19 protein-coding genes and 1 tRNA gene are annotated in these 22354 nt (G+C 52.2%); 4 read left to right on the forward strand and 16 right to left on the reverse strand.

Annotation, left to right across the window (positions count from 1 at the left end; genetic code table 11):
* Positions 1-21 precede the first annotated feature (21 nt).
* Genes hisD through AC2FLB_RS06110 form a run of 5 tightly spaced genes read right to left on the reverse strand, consistent with a single transcriptional unit; the run spans position 22 to position 3798 of the window.
* A complete protein-coding gene (hisD, locus tag AC2FLB_RS06090; protein WP_496701177.1) occupies positions 22-1323 on the reverse strand; it encodes a histidinol dehydrogenase in 1302 nt (433 codons plus the stop codon).
* A 60-nt stretch (positions 1324-1383) separates the two neighbouring features.
* Positions 1384-1905, reverse strand: a complete 522-nt coding sequence (locus AC2FLB_RS06095) for a GNAT family N-acetyltransferase (RefSeq protein WP_496692235.1) — start codon at positions 1903-1905, stop codon at positions 1384-1386.
* A complete protein-coding gene (locus AC2FLB_RS06100; protein ID WP_496708850.1) occupies positions 1895-2371 on the reverse strand; it encodes a DUF2948 family protein in 477 nt (158 codons plus the stop codon). Before AC2FLB_RS06100 ends, AC2FLB_RS06095 begins: the two co-directional genes overlap by 11 nt.
* The gene (gene murA / locus AC2FLB_RS06105) at positions 2368-3636 is read right to left on the reverse strand and encodes a UDP-N-acetylglucosamine 1-carboxyvinyltransferase (protein ID WP_496708851.1); all 1269 of its coding nucleotides are present in this window, start codon (positions 3634-3636) and stop codon (positions 2368-2370) included. The genes AC2FLB_RS06100 and murA overlap by 4 nt, the downstream gene beginning before the upstream one ends.
* A 6-nt stretch (positions 3637-3642) precedes the next feature.
* Positions 3643-3798 (reverse strand): hypothetical protein, encoded by a 156-nt coding sequence (locus tag AC2FLB_RS06110; RefSeq protein ID WP_496696796.1) that lies wholly within the window; start codon positions 3796-3798, stop codon positions 3643-3645.
* Positions 3799-4027: 229 nt separating this feature from the next.
* Between AC2FLB_RS06110 and AC2FLB_RS06115 the strand changes: the two genes are divergently transcribed.
* A tRNA-Thr gene (locus AC2FLB_RS06115) sits at positions 4028-4102 on the forward strand.
* 146 nt (positions 4103-4248) lie between these two features.
* On the opposite strand, the gene AC2FLB_RS06120 is transcribed toward AC2FLB_RS06115, so the two are convergent.
* The 6 genes from AC2FLB_RS06120 to AC2FLB_RS06145 form a co-directional block, all read right to left on the reverse strand.
* Entirely contained in the window at positions 4249-5415 is a 1167-nt protein-coding gene (locus AC2FLB_RS06120) for a tyrosine-type recombinase/integrase (RefSeq protein ID WP_496708852.1), read from the reverse strand.
* Between the two features lie 419 nt (positions 5416-5834).
* Entirely contained in the window at positions 5835-6557 is a 723-nt protein-coding gene (locus AC2FLB_RS06125) for a hypothetical protein (protein WP_496692232.1), read from the reverse strand.
* Positions 6554-7315, reverse strand: a complete 762-nt coding sequence (locus AC2FLB_RS06130; protein WP_496692231.1) for a hypothetical protein — start codon at positions 7313-7315, stop codon at positions 6554-6556. Before AC2FLB_RS06130 ends, AC2FLB_RS06125 begins: the two co-directional genes overlap by 4 nt.
* Positions 7308-9176 carry a hypothetical protein gene (locus AC2FLB_RS06135; protein WP_496708853.1) on the reverse strand — a complete coding sequence of 623 codons (1869 nt, stop codon included), beginning with the start codon at positions 9174-9176 and terminating at the stop codon, positions 7308-7310. Before AC2FLB_RS06135 ends, AC2FLB_RS06130 begins: the two co-directional genes overlap by 8 nt.
* 121 nt (positions 9177-9297) lie before the next feature.
* A complete protein-coding gene (locus tag AC2FLB_RS06140; RefSeq protein ID WP_496692229.1) occupies positions 9298-9522 on the reverse strand; it encodes a hypothetical protein in 225 nt (74 codons plus the stop codon).
* A gap of 122 nt (positions 9523-9644) precedes the next feature.
* The gene (locus AC2FLB_RS06145) at positions 9645-11150 is read right to left on the reverse strand and encodes a DNA cytosine methyltransferase (RefSeq protein ID WP_496692228.1); all 1506 of its coding nucleotides are present in this window, start codon (positions 11148-11150) and stop codon (positions 9645-9647) included.
* An 83-nt stretch (positions 11151-11233) separates the two neighbouring features.
* On the opposite strand from AC2FLB_RS06145, the gene AC2FLB_RS06150 reads away from it, so the two are divergent.
* Positions 11234-11677, forward strand: a complete 444-nt coding sequence (locus tag AC2FLB_RS06150; protein ID WP_496692227.1) for a very short patch repair endonuclease — start codon at positions 11234-11236, stop codon at positions 11675-11677.
* Positions 11678-12243: 566 nt separating this feature from the next.
* Here the strand turns inward: AC2FLB_RS06150 and AC2FLB_RS06155 are convergent.
* From AC2FLB_RS06155 to AC2FLB_RS06165, 3 genes are all read right to left on the reverse strand, one after another.
* Positions 12244-14646 (reverse strand): bifunctional DNA primase/polymerase, encoded by a 2403-nt coding sequence (locus AC2FLB_RS06155; protein WP_496692226.1) that lies wholly within the window; start codon positions 14644-14646, stop codon positions 12244-12246.
* Entirely contained in the window at positions 14643-14849 is a 207-nt protein-coding gene (locus AC2FLB_RS06160) for a helix-turn-helix transcriptional regulator (protein ID WP_496692225.1), read from the reverse strand. The genes AC2FLB_RS06155 and AC2FLB_RS06160 overlap by 4 nt, the downstream gene beginning before the upstream one ends.
* Positions 14850-14952: 103 nt before the next feature.
* The gene (locus tag AC2FLB_RS06165; protein ID WP_496692224.1) at positions 14953-15528 is read right to left on the reverse strand and encodes a hypothetical protein; all 576 of its coding nucleotides are present in this window, start codon (positions 15526-15528) and stop codon (positions 14953-14955) included.
* Between the two features lie 228 nt (positions 15529-15756).
* Between AC2FLB_RS06165 and AC2FLB_RS06170 the strand changes: the two genes are divergently transcribed.
* Both AC2FLB_RS06170 and AC2FLB_RS06175 read left to right on the forward strand, forming a co-directional pair.
* Complete coding sequence (locus AC2FLB_RS06170; protein ID WP_496708854.1) at positions 15757-15858, forward strand: LCI fold-containing protein; 102 nt, start codon at positions 15757-15759, stop codon at positions 15856-15858.
* 609 nt (positions 15859-16467) lie between these two features.
* On the forward strand, positions 16468-17943 hold the full coding sequence (locus AC2FLB_RS06175) for a DNA/RNA helicase domain-containing protein (protein WP_496708855.1): 1476 nt from the start codon (positions 16468-16470) through the stop codon (positions 17941-17943).
* 104 nt (positions 17944-18047) lie between these two features.
* On the opposite strand, the gene AC2FLB_RS06180 is transcribed toward AC2FLB_RS06175, so the two are convergent.
* A complete protein-coding gene (locus AC2FLB_RS06180; RefSeq protein WP_496708856.1) occupies positions 18048-18575 on the reverse strand; it encodes a GIY-YIG nuclease family protein in 528 nt (175 codons plus the stop codon).
* 76 nt (positions 18576-18651) lie between these two features.
* Positions 18652-22050: an AAA domain-containing protein gene (locus AC2FLB_RS06185; protein WP_496708857.1), complete on the reverse strand. Its 3399-nt coding sequence runs from the start codon at positions 22048-22050 to the stop codon at positions 18652-18654.
* Positions 22051-22354 lie beyond the last annotated feature (304 nt).

A 22354-nucleotide genomic window follows, 5' to 3' on the forward strand; every position in this document is an offset into this window, starting at 1 on the left:
TGACCCTCTGACCATAGGTGATCAACCGTTCAATCGTTTCAACCGTGCGGTCACGGACAGCCCGTGCGCCTCAAGGCTTTCCGACTGCGCAAGTTGCTCTGCCGCTGGCCCGATTGCCCGCAGGGCTTCGGGTGTCATCTGGCTGAGAGTCGTGCGTTTAAGGAAATCCATCACACTCAGACCGGAAGAAAAACGCGCCGACCGGGCGGTGGGTAGGACGTGATTAGGCCCACCAACATAATCCCCGATTGCCTCGGGCGTGTACTGACCAAGAAAGATTGCACCTGCGTGAATTGTCTTTTCGCTCAGAGCGACGGGATCTGCGACGCATAGCTCAAGGTGTTCCGGGGCAATTCGGTTCGACAGAGAGGCTGCCTCATCCAGACTGCCCACAGTGATCACCGCACCAAAATCGCGCCAACTGGCCCCGGCTATGGCCCGGCGTTGCAGGGTTTCAAGACGTTTTTCCACGGCTTGCGCCACGGCCCGTCCAAAATCGGCGCTATCCGTGATCAGAATGGATTGAGCACTTTCGTCATGTTCTGCCTGGCTGAGTAGATCCAGTGCAATCCAGTCGGGGTCGTTGTCTTTGTCAGCAATAACCAGAATCTCGGACGGTCCCGCAATCATGTCTATACCGACCTTACCAAAGACTCGGCGTTTGGCGGCAGCAACAAAAGCGTTTCCGGGGCCTGTGATCTTGTCCACCGCTGCGATGGTATCTGTTCCATAGGCCAGTGCCGCAATCGCCTGCGCCCCGCCGATGCGATAGACCGTAGTCACGCCTGACAGGCGTGCGGCCAAAAGGACCAGAGGGTTCGCCTGACCGTCTGGGGTGGGCACGGCGATGGCCAGACGCTCGACCCCTGCGACATTGGCCGGGATCGCGTTCATCAGAACCGACGACGGATACGAGGCCAGCCCTCCCGGCACATACAGCCCCGCCGCAGACACTGCGGACCAGCGCCAGCCAAGGGTCGCCCCGGCCTCATCCGTCCATTGGTGATCGGCGGGCATCTGTTTCTCGTGATAGGCCCGGATGCGTTCGGCTGCCAGTTCGAGCGCCTGACGATCCGCGTACGAGACCAGCGCAATGGCGGCGTCGATTTCCTCTGCCGAAAAAGCCAGCGTATCCGGTGTCAGCTCTAACCGGTCGAATTTGGCCGTCAGTTCGATTACCGCCTCATCCCCACGGACCCGCACATCGTCAATGATCTGCGCGACGATGGCATCCACATCCGGGCTGTCTTCGCGCTTGGCCGACAGCAGGGTCTGAAAAGCCGCGTCAAACTCGGGCGACGTGGTGTCTAGAAAAACGGGCATGATCTGGCACTCCGTGGCGTTTCACCGGGTCATATCGCCGGGATGGGCTGTCCTCAACCCTCAGTCCACCGGGTGCAGCGATTTGCGCATCTCAAAACAGGATATGCTTTTGCGCGCCGCGCAGCCGCCAGTCGGTTTCCAGCCATGCCGGATATAAAACGCCTGGGCCGTCCGTGTCCCCTCAAGCTGTGCCTCGGTGCAACCGGCAGCGGCCAGTTCCTGTTCCAGCCGGGCCAACAACGCGCTTCCCACCCCAAGACCGGTATGAGCCGGGTCGATATAGAGCAGCGTGATCTCGCCGCCCTCACGCAATCCGCCGACAGCCGCAACCTGACCTGCGCGCTCGGCCAGCCAAATCTGCGCTCCGGCCTTGATCCAACCCCGAATGGTCTCCGGGTCTTTATTGGCGGTCCATTCCGCAACGGCCTGCGGATCATCGCCATGATCCGCCTCGCACAGCTGCGTGATCGAACGGATCAGAACCCGGCTTAGATCAAAGACATCAAACACGGTCGCGCGGCGCAACATCAGACCAGCGGGTGGTTCTGAGAAGGCCTGCGCGATACCGCGCTTATTCTGCATGATGCGGCGCTTGCCCCGAAGGCGCCTGATAGGGGCGGGTTACATCCTTGAGCGTGACGTCTATTGCCTCGACCGATAGACGGATCGCGCCATCTCCGGCCAATGTAAGCAAAATCTGACCCGCGCCGTCTTCGCCGGGTTCAAAATCGACCGAAAGCAAGGACATCACCAAATCCTTCTCGCTACGGTCGATACCCTGGCTGGACACGGTTAGAACGGAAGCGAACACCAGCACAGACTGCACCCTTTCGAATGGACGGCCCCGGCGCGTGGCCGCATCCTTGTCCTCCCAGCGGAAACGGTTCAGCAACAGGCCAAAGCGGCGCTGCGACGGGTGCCAGGTCATTTCGGATACGGGGAACACCGCATCCTGTGTCAAAGTCGAGATCACCTGAAGGTCATCCCCATCCTCTGCACCCAGATTCAGTGGAGCCTCACGCCCATCGTGGAAACTTGCGTCTGTCATTGGTCTTTGATCCGTTCAATTTTGGCGCCCACGCCTTCCAGCTTGCGCACAACATGCTCATACCCACGATCCAGATGATAGACCCTGCTGACAGTTGTTTCACCTTCAGCAGCCAGCCCCGCCAGTATCAGCGAAACCGAAGCGCGCAGATCTGTCGCCATAACCGGTGCGCCCTTCAGACGTTCGACACCAGTCACGGTTGCCGTGCCACCGTGCACTTCGATATTCGCGCCCATCCGCACCAATTCGGGGGCGTGCATGAAACGGTTCTCGAAAATGCGTTCTTCGAGCACCGAGGTACCTTCGGCCGTGCACATCAGCGCCATCATCTGGGCCTGCAGGTCGGTCGGAAAACCCGGGAACGGCTCGGTCACGACATCCACGGCTTTGACGCGCCCGTTCTTGCGGGCGACCAAAAGACTGTTTGCTGTTTCCGAGACATTCACGCCCGCCGCATCCAGTTTCCCGGCAAATGATTCCACCAGAGACATCCGCCCGCCCAACAGTTCGACCTCGCCTCCGCAGATCGCCGGGGCCAGCATATAGGTGCCCAGCTCGATCCGGTCAGTGACCACCTGATGAGTGGCACCATGCAACCGGTCTACGCCTTGAATTTCGATGGTCGGCGTGCCTTCACCGGAAATCTGAGCACCCATCTTCCTCAGACACTCGACCAAATCGACAATTTCAGGTTCGCGCGCCGCGTTCTTCAGAACCGTTGTGCCTTTAGCCAGCGTGGCCGCCATGACAATGTTCTCGGTCGCGCCCACGGATGCAAATCGCATCTCATGCACGGCACCTTTCAACCCGCCCACAGCTTTGGCATGCAGATACCCGTCCTTAAGCTCAATCTCAGCGCCCAGCGCCTCGAGCCCTTCGACGTGCAGATCCATCGGACGCGCGCCGATTGCACAGCCTCCGGGCAGCGAGACGACCGCCTGCCCGAACCGCGCCAGCAAAGGACCCAGCACAAGGTTTGACGCGCGCATCTTTCGCACGATGTCATAGTCCGCCGTCTGACTGGTCAGGTCGTGGCTGGACATTGCGATCACCTGACCATCCTGCAATGACGACACCTCGGCCCCCAAGGACTGCAGCAAAGCCGTCATCGTCTTGATGTCGCTCAGCCGAGGCGCATTGGTCAGCGTCAGCGGTTCTTCGCTGAGCAAGGTCGCCGGCATCAGCGTCAGACACGCGTTTTTTGCCCCTGCAATCGGTATCTGACCTTTAAGCGGCCCGTTGCCTGTCACCAGAATCGAATCCATCTGCTCTTATCCCTCGTCTTTGTCGGCTTTGCCGTTCTGGGTTGCCCGCGCCTTAGCCTGCGCCTTACGCCGCGCCATATTCGCCTTGAGCGCCGCTTTCAGCCGCTCTTCGCGCACATCGCCGGATCTGCCGTGTTTTTTAGGTGTATTTTTATCTGCCATAACCTTTCTCTACAGGAGGCGAAAAAAACCGTCCAGACACCCTTGCGCCGCGTTTCGTTTGAGTCTAATCACCCGCCCACAGCGCTGCTGTAGCTCAGAGGTCGAGCACTCCCTTGGTAATGGGCGGGTCCATTCCAAGTTTGATTGTTCGAACAATGAGTTAGTGGAGCGTGGTGGAAATTAGTAGGGTATTAGTAGGGCGTTTTTCCCGGTGCCCTGAAGTGGATAGGCTGCTGTAGCTCAGAGGTAGAGCACTCCCTTGGTAAGGGAGAGGTCGAGAGTTCGATTCTCTCCAGCAGCACCATAAAGCACTGATTTTACAGAGAAATTCTTCTCTATCCGGGCGAACCGATTGGCTGCTCGGTACGGTTAGCTCCATCCTAATTGACATGGGACTAGAGCTTTTGTGCTCTCCTTGTGTACGATCACCGTAGATGTAGCGGCTTGCAATCAGTCTTTCGCCTCTTTCATGTCCAGAATGCGTTGTGAAATGAGTTCAACGGGGCCGCGTAATCTGTCAACGTTGATGATGATATAACCACCAGTCACGTCAGCGGATGAGCGGTGATTTAGCAACCGTTTGAGCGCGTAGTGTGGTATGTCAAGACTTTCGGCGACTGTTATGTAAGTTCTGCGTAGGTCATGAAGTGTGAAAGCTACACCTGAGGAAGCGGTGACCCGTTGAGAGAACTTCTTCGGCTCCACAATATGACCAGCGGGTCCGTTGCCCGGAAATACCCATGGCGATGCCCCCGAACTCTCTTTTCTTTGCCGAAGCAAAGTGAGCAGAAAGTCAGAAAGTGGAAGCATAAGCGGATCGCCGTTCTTGGTTGTCGGCAAGTGCAGCTTGCGCTCGTCAAGGTCGATGTTCGTCCATTGCAGGCTTGCGATTTCGTTACGGCGCATCCCGGTGAACAGCGCAAGTAGCAGGAAGTCGCGCGAGTATGTGGGCTCTTCCATCACAGCGGCCCACCATGCGGGAAGCTGTTTGGCTTCGATAATGGTTTGGCGTCGCCGCTCCTTGTTCCAAGCTCTAGCTTGGCTCAGAATACTTACTGGATTTGGCGGCAGGTTTTCTTCTGTCGCAGCGATAAAATTGTAGACTGAGCGAAAATGGCGAAAAGAGTCGTTTGCAGTGACTTTTCCATTCTTGCGCGACATCTCTTGATGCTTCTTCAGCACCATCTGCCGTGTGATCTCATTGACTGGCTTTTTTGCCCACGACTTAAGGTAGATGAACCCCGTGCGCGAATAATTGTCTAATGTTGCCTTTGCCAGATCAGGTCGAGCTTCAAAGAACTTGTTGAAGGCCCTCTCAACCGACATCTTTTTTACAGCTTCTTTGCGCTTCTCCGCCGTCGGATCAACGCCATCTGCCATGTCACCCAAAACGACGAGTGCTTTGCGCCGCGCTGTTTCCGGCGCAAAGAGGTCCGCTCGCCCAATTGTAACGCGTCTGGTCCGACGATTGACCTGCCCTTCGACAATGTATGTCTTTGATTTTGCACCGACGCGCACGCCAAAACCTGGCAACATCGTATCGCGATAGAAAGCTTGCCCGCGTTCGGGGTGCGGTATGTCATCAACACTGCGGCGAGTAAGACGTAAACTTGGCATCGTGACCTCCTTGTGGCCACAACTCAGTATAAGCACATTTCGATAAAAAGCTCGAGTTTTCTGATAGTTATGTGATCATAGCGCACTGTGTCTAGCACAATGAAACGCTATCCAACTCTGTGGCGGCAACCAGAGTTGAAGGCTTGCCCAATCACGATCACCTATGACAACGTAAAATGGTCTTGCAGGCTACGGTAACAGGACGCGGCGGCTAAGTTGAGTACAAGTCCGGCCACCGGCGCAAAATGCACCCGTAGGCCGAGCCTAGACTAGAGCAGAACGCTTCTCGGTTATCTTGGTCCAATGAACAGAGTTTCCTACGCCCCATTGGTGTTTCTACCGCACTTTGACAAGTGTCTAACCGCAGCTGAAACTTCGGCTCCAAATGGAGTCTCGCAGTCTTGCAAGACCGACTTCTTTTAGATTGAGTCTGAACTCTTGGAACCCGTGAACTTGTCAAATTCAGCAGGCAAAAGACGCACCCAGTCATCGACTAGGAAGCTATGAACATCCCAAGTGACCTGGAACTGGTTGACAATCTGCGGTAACCGCCGGGCAGAACCCCCTCCTTTGCCAGCGGAGCCGGTCTTGTTCGTGCCCTTTCCGGGGTCGAAGTATAGTCGCTTGCAAAGCTTTTGGAACTCGTGAGTGAACATACCTTGTTGACTCGTAGTCTGTTCCCGGACCTCACCAGGGGTATCGGGCCTCCCACAAAGTGCATGATCAGCGTCATCACCAAACTGGGTATAAAGCTGAACTGGCATTCGCACCTTGTGCCTTTGAGCTTTTTGATAATCGTTTGGGTCCGTAGGCATCCAGACTTCATAAGCTCCAGGTTTTAGTGTGCCGTCAGGACCCTTTTTGAATAGTGTGTCGCGAAGTACGAATGTTAGCCAGGCCCAGAATTCTGAGGCGCTTAGAAATTCATCCACCTTCAGGCTGTCCATGGCTTCGAGCACTGCTCGTGCCATTTCTTTTGTTGTGTCAAAGGATTTGGCTTCGAAATTTCGTGAACCCTGGACTGGCGTCGCAACACTAAGATCAGTGGGGTCAATTTGATCCGCTGAAATATCCCCTTTGAAAAAGGCTTTGAATCGTTCCATGCCAAGTGGAGTAAACTGGTAGAGACTATCGAAGGTCATTTCTCCGCCTCCTGACCTACAAGGGTTGCCAATGCGTCCGGCAGAAGATCCATTTTTGCTAGAATTGTCGATTTCGCATTGTTTACCCAATTTGAGAAGTCATCTGGGTCGGACCCAGTAGGGAACTTGTCGCACCCCATTGTTTTTTCGGCCCAAAGAACCCATAAGTACATCCATCCCTCATCCAGCTTTCCATTCGTCTCAAATATCTTTTGGAACACCTTTTCGATTACTGTTGGAAATACTGAGAGCAGAAATATCGGATTTGATTTCACCCAAATTATTGGATCAACTTTTCCTTCCATCTTCTCGTTTAGGAAAAGTGTCGGGAAAGCATCCTCTTCAACGGAAAGCTCCCAAAGGAACGGTGATGTGTCCCTTTTCTGAAAGTGAAGAATTCCTTCCGCATCTCCGGAGTTGTTGCTCTTTGGCAGTTTCGTAGAGCCAAGTAGAAGATGGTTCCTTTCAGTGCCGTGATGGGCAATGCGCAACTCCGCTGACGGCGATACCCAGCTAACTCCTTCAAATGACACGCTGGACTTCATGCTTTCTAGCGTACCAAAGTCGGCGAAATGGACGCTCTTATTCTCGCTGAGCATCACCTGAATTCTGGAGTCGGGTGGAAAGCTCTGAACTTGGCTTTTGTCAAGAATATCAAGAAAGCAGACCACTCCGTTTGCAGTGTCGTTCCAGTCAAAGCTAAATGCACTCTGGGGAAGCGATCGCCTACCAGTCAATCTGATTGATGTCTTAGTCATTCTTTGAACCTTTTGGGCGCAGCGGCGTATGATGGACGATCAATTCGCGGTTCTTGTCGAACCCTGTGATCCGTGCACAAAAATTCTCGTCGCATCCGACAAAGTGGAATCCTGCCTTTCGCTCTTTTGTAGATTCAATCACGTTGGTCTTCTGCGCGCCTGAAATCGATTTATCCAGATCACTGACCCTAAAATCAAACTTGCTCCAATGGGGTTTGGCGCGACCATCAGCATACGCAAACTGAACATTCAGGTTCAAAGGCCAACCCTCACCAGACGGGCTTGCCTTGATTTCGAACCCGTCCTCTAAATCCAAGATATTGAAGTACCTCACAGACCGCTTGGGCGGATCCACAATGACAGTCTTTTTTTTCTTCTTCTTTTTCTTTGACTGCTTCGGTGCATTAGGCACTGAGAACCACTTTGCGAAAACCGAAGCGTCAGGTTCGTTGCTATCTGATTGAACGAGGCTTCGTATCTTTCGCGGAAGCGTATTCACAAATCGCTTTAGACCAATTCGTCCTTCGTAACCTTTCTCGTGGAGTTTCTCGAGAACTTCACTGTTCTCGAGAAGTCCAAGGTGAGCCTTACCTTCGCAGAAGTTTAGATAGACACTTAGAATGTCGTCCTGACAAAACATGAAGGCATCCAAGTCCCCCTTGTTCGCGGCCTGCACGTTTGGGAGATACATTCCACCACGATAGAATATATCCGTTGGGGTGTGGCCCATCGGAGTTGATCTGATGAACACGTAGATTTCACCGCGCGAGAATTTACCGTTTCGTCGCACAGGGACGTCAAACAGGAATGATGCACAATCATCTTCCTCAAGCTTCTGCAAGATCTGCTCTTGGAGTTCATCGCTCAGTCCGTCTTTCAAAGGTCCAGAGAAGTTTCCTTCTTTGACGTCAATCTTGAAATCGGCGTCACTCCCACTCTGCAAGATAATGGACAGGATACTGCCTGGGTCTTGCTGGAACGATGGGTTTGTGAATTTTTCCTTGACCTCAGATGCAACGGCGCCCAACGAGCTTGCATCAATCGTTTTGCTTCCCACCTCGACTATCAAGTCACCTGACGCGATTGCTGGTGCAAAATTTTCGATCGCAGCCGCACAAATTGTTTGTTCGTCAAGCTCCTTTCGAGGGAATGGGATCACAAGAGACAAACCTGAGGCGCCGCCTCCCTCATAACGGTTTGTCTCGAAGCTCTCAGCGATATCCATTGCGATTTCACTTGGATAGAGCTCAAGGATGTTTTCTTTCTCTGCCTCGGCAAAAATCGCGAAACTGCCACGAAACTTTTCGTCCCATTCTTCAGCCCTTAGAACGCTCATGCCACAAGAAATGACTTTGTCTTCTCCTTGGCGACGAGTGATTCCAATTACAGTGTGGATTTGCGAAGCAAGCAGAAAAGTTACTCTACCTATCCCTCGCCCCCCACGACCTTCCCCGGACTTGTTGGACCTACCAAAGTTCAGCCAGTAACCCCAAAAGTCGCTTTTGCGTTGAGTCAGGTCTCCAAGTAGACCTGTGGCGTTCTCGTCCTCGACCACCAGCCAACGCATTTTTTGTTCGGACCACTCTTGTGGCCAAGGAAGGCCGCAGTGGTCGCGTTTGCTTACCAAATCGACGAGATATTTCTCTCTGCTAGTTAGGTCTCCACTACAAAAATTGAATTTCGCGACCACGGAGCCGGCATCTTGCCGTTTTGCATCAAGAATATTCTGAATGGCCTCGCGCACGAATGTGTGTGCATGAGGGAATTTCTCGGTATCAAATATCTCACTATCCAATCCCTCATGAGAGGGGGAGGCGCCAACGCTTGGCCACTGCCACGGAATATTGTCTAAATCTGTCATTGAAAGGCTCATTGCTTAGAAATTCTCCTGTCCCTTTACCCAAGAGTCGGTATGGGTTTTTGCTCTGCCGAGACGTTCTGGTTCTATGACGGGATTAGGGAAAGACATTAAGAGATCGCTCCTAAAGCTTGAATTTTTCGTCGGAGGCATGGGCTTGATTGAAGCGTACTTTCAACGCCTTAACCTCGTCATCGAGTGCTTTGATGATCTTCGCGACATCGGCGCTGTCGTATGAGTAGTTGTTCCGGCTTGACAGGTTTCCAATCAAGCGGAGGTCCTTGATCGCCCTATTGACGCGCTTTTCAGCGAGTTCTTCGAACTTCTTTCTTTTGTCTCGGTCTGTCATCAGTCGGCCACTCCCCGCTAGTACAAAGACTTATCTAGGGGCGTTTGGCAAGAATGTCAACTACATATACAGTATGTAGCTCTTATATAGTATTTGTAGTGACTAAAATGGATGCAAAGTTCCTATCTGGAGAGCATTTTTGATACTGCCATTGCGATTTGAAAAGCTAAGAAAGGCGGTACTGCATTGCCCACTTGGTGATACTGAGCGGTCCGCCCCCCATGAAAAAAGTAGTTGTCGGGAAAGGTTTGCAGCCTCGCGGCTTCTCGTACCGTCAACGAACGACACTGAATTGGGTCTGGGTGAATGAAGTAGTGGCCGTCTTTGGAAATATGACTGGTGATTGTCGTGGCAGGCCGATGAGCAACTTGTGTGCGAAACCTGTCTGCGAAGTGACCACTGTTACGGCTCCTATGTTCAGGTTGAAGGAACCCAGGAAACTCTGAAAGCTTTGGAGAACGATCGAATTCTGACGAGTGAATCGAAGAAAACAAATAACGACCAAGATCACCGCTGATGTGGCCGCGCGTTTCATGGTGCAGGACACTTTGTAGCACGTCGTCTTTGAGCCATCTTTGCAAGTTGCCGAGCGGTGAGCGCTCGTTTGAATAATGTCGCGACTTGCGCAGAGTTGGCAAATGAACGCTCGATGCAATCGAGCGGGCTCGCCGTTTGATTTCGTACGGAACTTCATCCGAATCTGCTAGGGCTCGGGCTTGAGCTCGCACGGCTTCTTTCCATGCCTCGAGTGTGTCCCCCTTGCTAAGTCCGCTCCGAAGCCTTGGGAGCCCAACTAGCGTCTCCTCGACGGTAGGAGCTGTGAGATGCCTCTCAAGAAGTGGCTGCGTACCCAAATCCAGTTTTTCCGCAACATCGTTTCGGAAACCAAGCACTATGACTCTGTGCCGAGCTTGGGGCACACCGTGTTCCTCAGAGCGAACTATGAAGTCACGAGCCGGCGGGTGCTTCTTCCCCAAATTCAGGGCAGACGGCGCCAAGGGGACCAACGTGTAACCCTGCGCGGCGGCGCGGAGGTCATCCAGAACCCTGTGAAAGATACCACCACCGCCTACTTGGCTTGATAACATGCCCTTAACGTTCTCCATGACAAACGCTGCAGGCTCCAACCTGCTTAGGATGTCGACGTACTCCTTGTAGAGGTAGTGGCGGTGATCATCCTCGGGGACGTACTCTTCTTTCCCTTTGTTTCGCGATCTCCCTGCAAGAGAATAGGCTTGGCACGGCGGACCGCCGATCAGTATGGAGTTTCCGTCAAATTCCTCGCGAATACGGTCCAGAGTTGGTGCGAGCTCTTCAAACACGCCTGGTTCGCCAAGGGTCAGTTGTCTGACTTCGGCGTTCGCTTTCTCCCACTCCGTTGGATATATGTCCACCCAATCCGGTAGGTCTGTTCCGGAGTGCAAGGCATCATAGTACTCTATTGGCAGCTTGTCGCCAAAGTTCCTCAAAAAGGAACGTAGTCGCAAAGTACGAACAGCATTTGGCTCCATCTCCACTGACAATTCGATCGTCATGGATAGACCACCAGACCTTCCGGCTTGGGCGAAACCTTCACCCAGGCCTCCTGGTCCTGCAAAGAGATCAACAATGGCGAAGTCGCTACTCATTTCATTTCCGCTCTATTTTTCACTATATTGCGCCAAGAAAGCGCCTTTCGCCAGGGCGAAAATTTCTTGCAGAAAGACAGTTCATGGTGGACATCGTTACACGCGAGGTACGCTCGAAAATGATGTCACGGATCGGCAGACGTGACACCAAACCGGAGCTCGCTTTGCGTCGTGCCCTGCATGGCCGCGGATTTAGGTATCGCATTGATGATCGGCGGCTGCCAGGTTCACCTGACGTTGTACTGCCTAAGTGGCAAACGGTTTTGTTTGTGCATGGTTGCTACTGGCATAGACACATGGGCTGCCCAAAAGCGACTACACCTAGCAGTAACGCGGAATTTTGGAACAAGAAGTTTCGGCAGAATGTAGAGCGCGATGCAAAGAACCTAGAGCGGCTAGCATTGGCAGGCTGGAGAGTAGGGATCGTATGGGAGTGCGCAATTGGTTCTAAGCCATCAATTGATCTGCTGGATCGCCTATGCGAGTTCATTACCTTGAGTCGGGAACCGCAGATGACTTTCGAATAGCGATTTCTCTCGCTGGAAAGCACATCAAAGCTAAATTGAATATGCTTCGTTTTTGCCAGTGTTTTATGTTTTGACCTGTTTGAGGGCTTTGTACGGCGCGCCTGCAGGGCACGCAGGGCCAAAATAAACCCTGCACACCCTGCAAACCCAAACATCGCTCTCAGAAGGCTGTGTGGTCCGCTGGAGGCGACCCCAACTCTTCAACCGTGTACCTCTTAGCTTTTGATGGGTCGTCAAACCGACGCCATGGACGGGATGGTGTCGAGGCCGGAAGGACCCTGGCGGATGCACTAGCCGAACTGAATGATGATACATCCACAGACCGATCTACTGAAAAAACCGCAGTACGATTTTGGCTTGAAGGATTAGAATAATGAGCCGCTGCTTGTTCGGGAAAGGAATCCAAAGCATTGAATTATAATAGTTTATGTCCGGGTTTGCGGTGTTTGCAGGGTTACTTTGGCTTGCGCAAATATGTGCAGCAAAAACAAACCCGCAATACCCTTAAAACCAGTTGGGCATGCAAACCACACGCGCCCAACCAAGTGTTTGTAGGCGACTCTTCTCTAGAACGGGGTATCGCCCGACAGTTGCCCAACCGTTTCCAAGCGGTAACGCTTAACGCCAGAGGGATCATCGACACAGCGAAGAACCCGCCCACCGACAACACGGTCTTTGTGTTTTCCCAGATACCGCCCAACACTCCGGGTGTTGAATGTACCCTTGTAGGTTCTGTCAGCCAGCGCATCATGAAGTACTGTGACTTTGCCGTTTTGGTTATGGCCCGCAGCCTCTCCAATCTCTGCAAGTGTTGTTGGTTGGCCTCCCAGCGCATCAGCCCAAAGCTCCAACAATTCTGCTAGATCACCTTTGCGCGGATCGTCGGCGATGACCCGCTCGCGGGTCGTACAGGGGTCGGCCTCATCCAACCATACAAGCGCTTCCCGGATCGTGTTCCAACGTTCAAATGAACCCATGGGCACCATGCGGTTTGGGCGCCCAGCGGCCTCATAAGCACGTAGGATTGTGAGACCAGCTACAACCAAGGCCGCCCTTTCCGCCCGCGCTTCTTCAACAGGATTAAAGTCATGCTCGATTTGATCCGGACGTTCTTCACCAGTATCAATCCGACATAGCAGTGTGCGGCGACCAAGGTCCCCCAAAACTTCAAGGTTGTTCCCCGTTGCCATGAATACCGCGTTGGTCAGGACGCGCGGCACCTCAGACTTGCCCAGTATCCTTGCCGCAATGACTTCTTGGGTCAGAGCAGAACACAGTGTGTCGCCGCCAAGGGGACGATCGCAGTTGTCAAAAACGAGAATCGGATCACCCGCCATTAGAACGCTGGAGATACGTTTTTCGTTCTCTTCATCTGTCTTGCCTTGCGAGATCATAGTCGGTTTGTGGCCAGTCGCGATGACACCAACCGTTTCACACAGCAATGACTTCCCAGAGCCTGCTGTCGGCGCGTCGATTGCAAAGAGTGGTGCCGAAGGAAGAATCCGACGCACAATTGCCGTCAATGTACCACTAAGCAGAACACTACGATCTGCAGGGGTGGCAAACTCGAAATTACGAAACGGCGCAAAAAGAACGTCTCGTGCACGCAATGCATCTTCACGTGTTGGTGCATCTGGTACAGCTGGGAATTCGACGCCGTTTGGCTCGAAAAGAAGACCAGAATCTGGGTCGTATCCAGGGGTTTGGAGAATGGTGCCATCTTTACGCATGGTCGGGCTGGAAACCACACCATGCAAAACCGGCACGTTCCATTCACCCACGCGCGCCAAGAGCGCGGATACATGCCCACCAGGTGGATTGATCGGAATGTCCATCTCTTCACCGGGCTTCAGCCAGAGCGAAGCAATCGCAAACTTTTCCTTCAACCAGGGCTGCGTCAATTCGTTGATCACCAAAACACCACCGGACCGCTTTACGCCATCTTCTCCGATACTTTGCGGAAGACGCACAACGCGAACCAATTTTTCACCCCGCTGATAAACGCCAAGATCGGCAGCTAGCAAAGCTGCTTCCGCTTGGTCAACTTCCTCAGGTGTGTGGCCCGCGCGTACAAGAATACGTGGACGCGGATCACCGGTGGAAGCTCCACCACTCAAGCGAAACCAGTCCCGCAACTTTGGTTCGAGCGGCTCCATTTTCAGACGCGCGCAAAGTTCCGGAAGGCCCCAGACTGGTTCACCCGCTTCAATTTTTTCGCGGGATGCAGCTGCCTTTCCGCCGCGCTTTTCAGCTTCATCATCTCCAGCAGCGGTAGCAACCGCTACAACAAGTTGATCCACTTCGTCGTCCGACAAATCGCAACGAATAAGAACGCCCGTCAGGATGAGGCATATCTCATCCCGTTCTCCGGCCACCTTAGGGTAGTGCATTGCGACGGCTGATAGCGCAGCTAGGAGACCACAAAGACGCGCGAGTTCGCCACCATCAATTGTAGGGATGTCGCGCGGATCATCATGCCACCCGACAGCATCTCCGCTTGGATGCGTAGATGGTGGAAACATAGTCTGGTGGCCATTGCCGCGAACCTCCAGCAGCATTGCGCGATCCGCACCGATAGTGTGAGCTACTGCATTGGGAAGTTGAAAAGCCAGTTTACCTTTCTTCAACTTCGCATATGCGACGCGGTGGCTAAAAGGCGATCCTCGGCGTCCGAAGCTTGGAAGATTGCTAAGTACAATTTTCGCAAGTTCCGCAGCTTCAGGACAGTCAAAATCGATATCAATAAGGCCGCTGGAGCGTTTGCCAAGCGCGATTCCAACATTCAAGCTGCCGCTGAATTCACTCTTGATAGTGTCGGGTGTCCACGCGCGGGGTTCTTTCCATTTTCCGCGCGGGGTTTTCTCTTTGAAAGGAAGGATCAGCGGTTCCCAACCAAGATTTGTGTAAGTGAGCGCGGCTTCTGCCGCACCCCCAATTCCATAAGTAATATTTGCAGATGATTTTTTCATTTTTGGTCTCCCACCGGGGTGACCATGTGCTCTTCAAGCCAGCGTATGACGTCGGACAGCCAGTATAGCACGAGGTGGCCGCGCTTGATGTATTTGGGGCCTTCGCCGCGGCAGCGGAGCTTTTCCCAGTATGATTTGCTTGTTTTAGTCAGGCGCGCTACCGCCGCAGTGTCGATCAGTGTTTTACTTGAGTCTACTAGCATCAAAATTCTCCGTGTTTGGTTTACACGTAAGAAACTGATGGAAATTGCGTCACCGATGTTGCGGACAGAATTGCTATTTCTGCGCAAATTCTGACGGCTAAAACTATACCTTGAAGGGTATACCCATCGACTCTAGCTCTCGGGCGATCACCAAAAGCGACTGGCGCTCCAAAGACTCCGCTACAAAGTCCTGTTCTGTGACCTGGTACATGTATGTTGCGCGGTGATCGACACCGTCACGACCTTTGAGCTTCTTTTGATAGCTGCCCGTGTAAAGTTCGCGCAGCTTCTGTCGATTTGCCTTTTGCGTGTCCGGATTCTTTGAACCGAAAACTTTCTCTTCGGCAATTTCGGCTAATTTATGTGGCGTACGCACCTTTGGTGCCGCCTGATCAACATCCGTTTTGTGCCGGTTCTTCCATTTAAAATCAAAGACGGCTGCAGCATCTTTGTGTTCCAACTCAGCCATCAACAGGCAACCACGTTCATAGGGATCATTAGGCAGAGGCCCCGGAGCGGCCTTTTCGCCGGTAATCGCCAGCATTGCTTGGTTCAATCGTTTTGAGCGATCTTTGCCACCGTTGGTGTGTCCATCGATAAGTGCTAGCAAAAGCAGCTCTAAGGGTGGTCGCGCAACGCCAGTGTGAGGAGGATGTTCTTCATCTTCATTGTCAGTCATGCTGCATAACAGTCTTCTTTTTTGTCATTGCGAGCCAACAAGACGATTTTCTGGGCAAATACATCGACTGGCTGACGCAAGCGTTCGACATCTATTATTATATACCTGACCTTCAACAAAGAAGACTTTGGACCGCGCGCCAACACGGATTCCTAGTCCGCGCGGGAAAGTATCACGGTATAGAGCTTGGCCTTTTTCGGGTGAGACAACGCTTCGATTGAGCGCTTTGTGAAGTGTAAACTTGTCATTGAGACCTCCTCTGGCCTCAACTCAAATTATTTCGAAAATCTCGGAATTACATTCATTATCAGAGGCTTATATAAAGCATGAGGTAGCGTCCAACCTCATCACACCGCGCGCGCATGCGAAGGCGCAAGTATTTGATCACCGGCTATATACATAGTGTGTGTGCCGCTCCCAATTTGTACGTCATCACGACTGCCACAAGCCGTTCCGGTAGGCAGCCATTGGTTCCAAAAAACCTGACGACGGACAAGAATCAACGTCGATCGCCAGCTCGCTCGATCCGGGGATGGCTCGCCCACTGTAAGCGCTGTCCGCCGTCGATGGGTGGGGTTGCCCGGGTTTGCAGTGTTTAACGGGTTTGGTGCGGCCCGTGGCAATGGCGCAGCCTGTTAACATAACTGCGCTTACGGGAGTTTTGCTATTGTGGTTTCAATGGATGGTGACAACGCGGAGAGGCTATGAGCCTCAATTTTTTTTCATCTCAAAAAACCGTTACGGAACAGGTATCAAAAGGCGCCCGTTACAATTCTTTTTATGGATTTAGGGTCTTTGAAATCAACGCGACAAATTGTTCGAAAGCAGTTTTAAGGGACTAGTTGATGGAGCGTTCCCGTCTCATCGGAAACATCGTTATCGAGAACCGGCCCGCAACGTCTAGTGTGCCATTTCGCATCTACCAGAGAGGATTCAGCAGTGCCCACCCCGACGAACCTTCTATCTTTGAGACAAGCACATGCAAGCCTTTCAACACCGGTGGTTGAAAGTTTCAAACAACACTTTGATGTTGCATTGAAGGATGACGAGGTCTCGGATCTAGTGACGCTTGTTGACGTATTGTCTGCAAATGAAGTGAAAGCAGACAAACTGAACGAGTTCTATGTTGGCTACAAAATCCCACAAATAGGAAAAGAGTTTGACCTGCTGCGTTTCGGCAAGGAATACACATTGAACATTGAAATTAAGCGGACGCGAGACGACGAAAAAATTCTCAAGCAGCTTGTCCGCAATCGCTACTATCTTGAAGCTCTTGGCCAACCATCACACCACTTTACTTTTGTCTCCAACGACCAAACCCTAATCCACTTGAGTGAAGAAGGCGTTCTTGAGGAGTGTGCCGTCGGGCTACTCATTAAGATATTGGTGGAACAAGATGTCTTGGTAGGGAAAGACCCGCACGATCTATTTGAACCATCGAAGTTTCTTGTTTCGCCATTCAACTCTACGGAGAGCTTTCTAAGCGGCCACTACTTCCTAACTCATCAGCAGGAGGAGTACGCCAAAAAAATCCAGATTCTCCTCAACCAACCCCGCGCACCCCAATTCATTGCTCTTACCGGCGGCGCAGGAACTGGGAAAACTCTTTTAGCCTATGATATTGCGTCGTCTGCAATTTCAGCTGGCAAATCTGTTTTAGTTTTTCACTGTGGTAACTTAAACAGCGGCCAAGAAATTCTTCGTGATAATGGTTGGGAAATCGCTCGAATAAAGCGACTTCATATTTATGATCTTTCAAAATACGACCTCATTGTCGTGGACGAAGCGCAACGGCTTTCCGGCGACCAGATTGATCATATAAATGCGAAAATTACTTCAGTCGGTGGGGTTTGCTTGTTCTCATTTGATGGGCTTCAGACACTTGCAAAGCACGAAGAACGCGTTGATGCGAGTGGCAAAATTTCAACTCTATCGCCACTGTCAACATTCAATCTTTCAGAGAAGATTCGCTCAAACAAGGAAGTGGCGAACTTCATCAAGATGCTTTTTGATAAGAAAAAAAGTGCGGCACTGACCGAACGAAGTAACATCAAGCTGGAGTACTTTTCTGATACTGAGAGTGCAAAGCAGTATATCTTGTCTCTGGGCGATTCTGAATGGGAGATTCTTCGATTTACGCCCTCTCAATACGACAACGAGTTCCACGAAACCTATTATCCGAGTTGGAGCAAGGTTTCGCACTCCGTCATTGGTCAAGAGTTTGACAATGTTGCAATCGTCTTGGATAGATTTTTCAATTATGACGATAACGGTGATTTGATCTACACCGGTCGTACGTATTACGAGTCGTCCAAGATGCTTTTTCAAAACATTACTAGAACAAGAAAAAGGCTATTGGTGATAATCATTAAAAATGAGGGGTTGCTTGAGAGATGCATATCAATCCTAAACTGAAGGATCACATCAAACCTCAATTCCGTCCATTCACAGTACAAGAATTGAGAAAATGGACGCTATGGGCCGGTAACATAATGGACCTTACCTGACTTCAAAGCCTATCAACTACAACTAGAGATAGCCTGCATTTGCATCAATTTTCGGCCGTCTGAGATTGCCTGATGGGTAGAGGATTGCAGGCATCCTGTAAGGTTAAGGGGCGGTGAGTACTTGTGAAGTAGAAGCCGCTCCGTGGGCTCCGGCCGTTCCTCGTGAGCAATCGCCAGCAAAAGGTTGTCCATCATCCAGTCGGTCAACCGGGTTTCACTTTGCGTTTCTAGTGTCCAAGTAGGAGGGGAATTTGGTTTTCGCACAAGCTCTGGCGCCAGCGTCAATATCTCTCGTAGGAGGAATGCTAGACTTTTTCGAGGTGAATGATTTCTTGTCTTGCCGAGGAAGTGGCACCTCCCTTTGAGCCCCTTTGCTCCTGATGCCTTACCAATATAAATCAAACCAGCCACGCCGGGTTCAATTTTGGGCAGGTGGGCGCCAAGGCGCAGGAAAAGCGCATACAAGCCATTTTCAGCGCCAAGATTGAATTTTGACCTTTCAGCCCTCGGCCAGGTCATCACGTCTAGAACATCTTTCATCTCAACTACCCCAATTTTTTGTCGAGCTTGGTAGACGCATGACTCACTTCACATAATGAATTCCATCGATGTGCGATTAATTCTCTCGCCCGCCAAGACTCTGGAAAATAGTACTAATTTCCACTTCCAGATGCTGCCCCCTATACACAAATGAGGTTTCGTGGCGGGCATACTTACCGTGTCGATCGGCGCTCATCCAATTGTAAGACCCTATAGCCAATAGGTCGTCGTCGATTGCCACTATCTTACTATGCAACCGGGGAACTTTGTGAAGTCGCACACCAATATCAGTAAGTGCAGCTTCGGCGAGTGTCATTTGGGTTTGGCCATTCGATCCGGTCGAATTGTTCAAGAGTGGGTCTGTGTAAACGTCGACACTGGCTCCTCGGCCAATAGCTTTCTCAAAAGCGGACAGGAAACCAACGTTTTCCATGGTGCGAGTGACAACCCAGGGGCTAACGATGGAATAGCGCCGCCCGCTTCCAGCAAGAGCTTCAAGAAGGAATCCGTCATGCTCCGCAGCGTCGCGAAGCATCTGAAGCTCGCCATTGTCGATCTGCAAATCACTTCTTGGTTCAGTCTCAAACTCAAGCGCATTGTCTGTGGAATTGAAGAGGAAGTCTCCAAGCATGGCACGAGGCGACCCAGGGGCGGCTGTTGCCAGAACGTCCATATCCCCAAACACAAGGCAACTGTCTTTGGCGCGTGACACTGTTACATTCAGCATGCTCGACGAGGCGTCGATAAAGTTGCCGTCGGCATGTTTCGAATAAACAGGAGAGAAGATAACAACTGGTCGTTCAGCGCCTTGAAGCGCATGAACTGTTCCGACCGTCATGCCGTCGCGCAGGTCAACGGAAACTCCCTTGTTTGCCAAAGCGGTCCGTATTTCACCTACTTGTCTGCCAAATGGCGTCACTACACCTACAATTTGTTCAAGTCGCGCCTTATAACGGCTCTCCAACTCCGATCTGTTGGCTTCAAGCCATGCCGCAATCGTCCGGGCCTCCAATGGATTTGCACGGCTACTTCCAGCCCGCATTGCTCGCCCGTCTACATGCAAGTAACCCAAGCCCGGCAACTTGGTGTCTGGCGGCACACGCCCACGCATTGGCCGTAGTTTTCCTTTGTAGCACAACGCATTGCTATAATCGATTATCTCGTCATAGCAGCGTCTGTGCTCAAAGAGATACAGACCCTTTTCAAGTTCCTCGTAGGGTGAAATCTGGCAAGCCTCTTGTGCAAGGCGCATAGCGCTGCCGGTGGTAGTACAAAGCCCGCGTGCTGAGAGAGCATCCCAGTCTTCGTCGTTTTTCAGAAGGCCGACTTCCCGCAGGTTTCCGACGTCCACTGGCTTTGGCACGGAAGAGATGGGTCCGATCTGTTGTGTATCGCCAATGATCAGAGCACGCTTTGCCAGAGAGAAACTAGCTCCGGCTACTTCCGGCAAGACTTGCCCGGCTTCATCCACGATCAAAAGATCGATGAAGTTATAAAGATACTCCTTCGCCCATTTACCCCCTGTCTTGCGGCTGTAAGCTAACTTGCCTGGCAAGCTTGCGAATGTGGCAACGGCGCAAGGTGTCAACATCATGCGTCTATGCCAGCGCGGGACTATTTTTGCTTTCCCCCGCTTGTTTGAAGAACCTGAAATGCCAGCAAGGTCGGCCTCCATCTCCAGCAGCCACCGCCCTTCCCAGTAGTGTGTGGCAAGTAAGAAAAGCTTGAAGCGGATGCTTAGATCCGCGATCTGCTCTAGCTCCGAACTTTCGACTGCCTCGCCAAGCGCGGCCTTCGCACTTTCCCACCGACTTTCGGCGCCCGCTAAAGAGGAACGAACTGTCCGCGCTCTTTCAAGTTCCTGTTCGGCTCTTCTTCTTGCCGCCTCCGCCGAACGCAAGCTGTCAGCTAAATAGACTTCGAGCTCATCCACGCGCCTAAACTCACCAAGGTCAGGCATGAATTCGCGGACGGCTTGCCGGGCAAGCAAGACCCGCTTTTTCTTGATTGCCGGTAGAAAATTGAAGAGAGCCGCAAACGTAGATTCGGCCGCAAGGTGTGCCTCGAGTGCAGATTTTGCAGCTTTGCAACTTGACTCACTGCTTTGTCTCTCGCTGGTCGACTTGATCAAACCTTCTTCGGCTTCGTCCGGGTTTGAGCCAAGGAGCGCATCGACTGCTTTCTGGGCTTCTCCAAGCGCCTCAGCCGCACGATCTAATTCAGAGAGTTTCTCAGCTTCGTGCACCATCGCTCCCTGAATAGCATCAACAACGGACTTCACACTCGTTTCGGAAAGGGAAGGAAAAGCCTCCTCTGCCGCCTTAAGATACGCCTCCTTCGCGCCTGAGAAATACTCGACACTCTCGCAGGCCCTCTGAAAGTCTTCAGTCTGATACTTCTTCGCGGCTTCCAGCTTGCGGGAGTGAGATGGCAGGAAAATCCCAAAGCTATTTACATCAGGCAGCCATCGACCTGCAAAAGGCCCCTCGCCCTGAGCAAAATCCTTGCCAAACGCGTCAATGATATTGGTCACAGCCTGGTTATTCGTAGAGGCGGCAACGATGACCGGTGCATCTTCACCCTTTAGGGCGGCTCGTATCCAAACACTTGCGACCGCGGAAAGTAACATTGTGGTTTTGCCAGTGCCTGGTGGGCCATTCACTGCGATGACTTCTCCTGGCTCTGACAGATCAAGGTAGGCCATGACCTGCCGTTGATGCTCAGATAGTGGGAAGTTTGGGTTTGAATGGCCGAGACGGCGACCAAACTCACGCTCAATTTTGGGATTTGGGCTCGTCGTTGATTTGCCAGGCTGAGCGACCTGGCTCAAGAGGCGTGCATCTGGCTTGTCGCTGAGAAGTTTGTCATAGAGGTCCACGATGTTGCGAATTGTGGCACTGGCATCTTCGGCCAGTTCTAGGAAACCAAAGCCCATCGACTGATAATCGTCGTCGCCGCTTGGCCAACCTTCTGCGACAGCGTCGACCATCTTGCGGCAATGACCAAGATACTCTGGCCATGAACCTTCGACGATCATTTCTGGCAAGGGGGTCTCGGTCAGAAATCTATCAAGATCGTCGACGCTGCCGATTGAAAATTCGCCAGATGGTAAGGGTGACAGCACGTCGCGCGCCAGAGCGTTGCGCAAAGGGGTAATCTGTCCGTCGCGATCAACCGTTGCTTCGCTCACTACCGGCGCGACAATCTCAGGCAATCCATCAACCAGTGCTGCGCCGTGAGAGGATTTACGAGCCATGACCAGCGGCCAGAATCGAACGGCAATGCTTTTTGCCGACTTCTGTCCTGCAAACACCCTGTCGACAACCGCCTCCGGAAGAATTCCGGAACGAACGGTTTCACCCGAAACCTCTATGAACCGCTTCCGATCCCGTTGCGTGAACTTGCCGTCTCCTAGCGCACTATCAGCCAGTGAAACGCGCCAATATTGGAGTACTTTTTCTAGTTCTTTTTTCATATTGGCTACTGCTAATCTGCGTTGGTGCACTTGAAGTTTTAGTATGTCGGGCCGTCGAGGGAGACCAGCTGCCTATTCGAAAACCACGATTGCCTAAAACGACTAGCGCATTGTTTTGCTAAGATTATGGCGCCCAAGAATACAAAACCAGGCGAAATGCCTTTGGTCATTGCCTGACCATCGTCCGCACTCATTCAAATTTTTCACACGCCTTTAGTGGCGAACAGCTGGGATTCTGGCCTGCAATGTAGCTCGCCAACTCCTTCGGAGCGGGACACGCAGTTGGGTGGCCTGTCTCTACACC

This window comes from Ruegeria sp. CDSA236 (genome assembly GCF_059611285.1).

Excerpts from the sequence above, each read along its gene's own strand:
- hisD (WP_496701177.1), bottom strand. The coding sequence starts at position 1,323 with ATGCCCGTTTTTCTAGACACCACGTCGCCCGAGTTTGACGCGGCTTTT.
- AC2FLB_RS06095 (WP_496692235.1), bottom strand. The coding sequence starts at position 1,905 with ATGCAGAATAAGCGCGGTATCGCGCAGGCCTTCTCAGAACCACCCGCT.
- AC2FLB_RS06100 (WP_496708850.1), bottom strand. The coding sequence starts at position 2,371 with ATGACAGACGCAAGTTTCCACGATGGGCGTGAGGCTCCACTGAATCTG.
- murA (WP_496708851.1), bottom strand. The coding sequence starts at position 3,636 with ATGGATTCGATTCTGGTGACAGGCAACGGGCCGCTTAAAGGTCAGATA.
- AC2FLB_RS06110 (WP_496696796.1), bottom strand. The coding sequence starts at position 3,798 with ATGGCAGATAAAAATACACCTAAAAAACACGGCAGATCCGGCGATGTG.
- AC2FLB_RS06120 (WP_496708852.1), bottom strand. The coding sequence starts at position 5,415 with ATGCCAAGTTTACGTCTTACTCGCCGCAGTGTTGATGACATACCGCAC.
- AC2FLB_RS06125 (WP_496692232.1), bottom strand. The coding sequence starts at position 6,557 with ATGACCTTCGATAGTCTCTACCAGTTTACTCCACTTGGCATGGAACGA.
- AC2FLB_RS06130 (WP_496692231.1), bottom strand. The coding sequence starts at position 7,315 with ATGACTAAGACATCAATCAGATTGACTGGTAGGCGATCGCTTCCCCAG.
- AC2FLB_RS06135 (WP_496708853.1), bottom strand. The coding sequence starts at position 9,176 with ATGACAGATTTAGACAATATTCCGTGGCAGTGGCCAAGCGTTGGCGCC.
- AC2FLB_RS06140 (WP_496692229.1), bottom strand. The coding sequence starts at position 9,522 with ATGACAGACCGAGACAAAAGAAAGAAGTTCGAAGAACTCGCTGAAAAG.
- AC2FLB_RS06145 (WP_496692228.1), bottom strand. The coding sequence starts at position 11,150 with ATGAGTAGCGACTTCGCCATTGTTGATCTCTTTGCAGGACCAGGAGGC.
- AC2FLB_RS06150 (WP_496692227.1), top strand. The coding sequence starts at position 11,234 with ATGGTGGACATCGTTACACGCGAGGTACGCTCGAAAATGATGTCACGG.
- AC2FLB_RS06155 (WP_496692226.1), bottom strand. The coding sequence starts at position 14,646 with ATGAAAAAATCATCTGCAAATATTACTTATGGAATTGGGGGTGCGGCA.
- AC2FLB_RS06160 (WP_496692225.1), bottom strand. The coding sequence starts at position 14,849 with ATGCTAGTAGACTCAAGTAAAACACTGATCGACACTGCGGCGGTAGCG.
- AC2FLB_RS06165 (WP_496692224.1), bottom strand. The coding sequence starts at position 15,528 with ATGACTGACAATGAAGATGAAGAACATCCTCCTCACACTGGCGTTGCG.
- AC2FLB_RS06180 (WP_496708856.1), bottom strand. The coding sequence starts at position 18,575 with ATGAAAGATGTTCTAGACGTGATGACCTGGCCGAGGGCTGAAAGGTCA.
- AC2FLB_RS06185 (WP_496708857.1), bottom strand. The coding sequence starts at position 22,050 with ATGAAAAAAGAACTAGAAAAAGTACTCCAATATTGGCGCGTTTCACTG.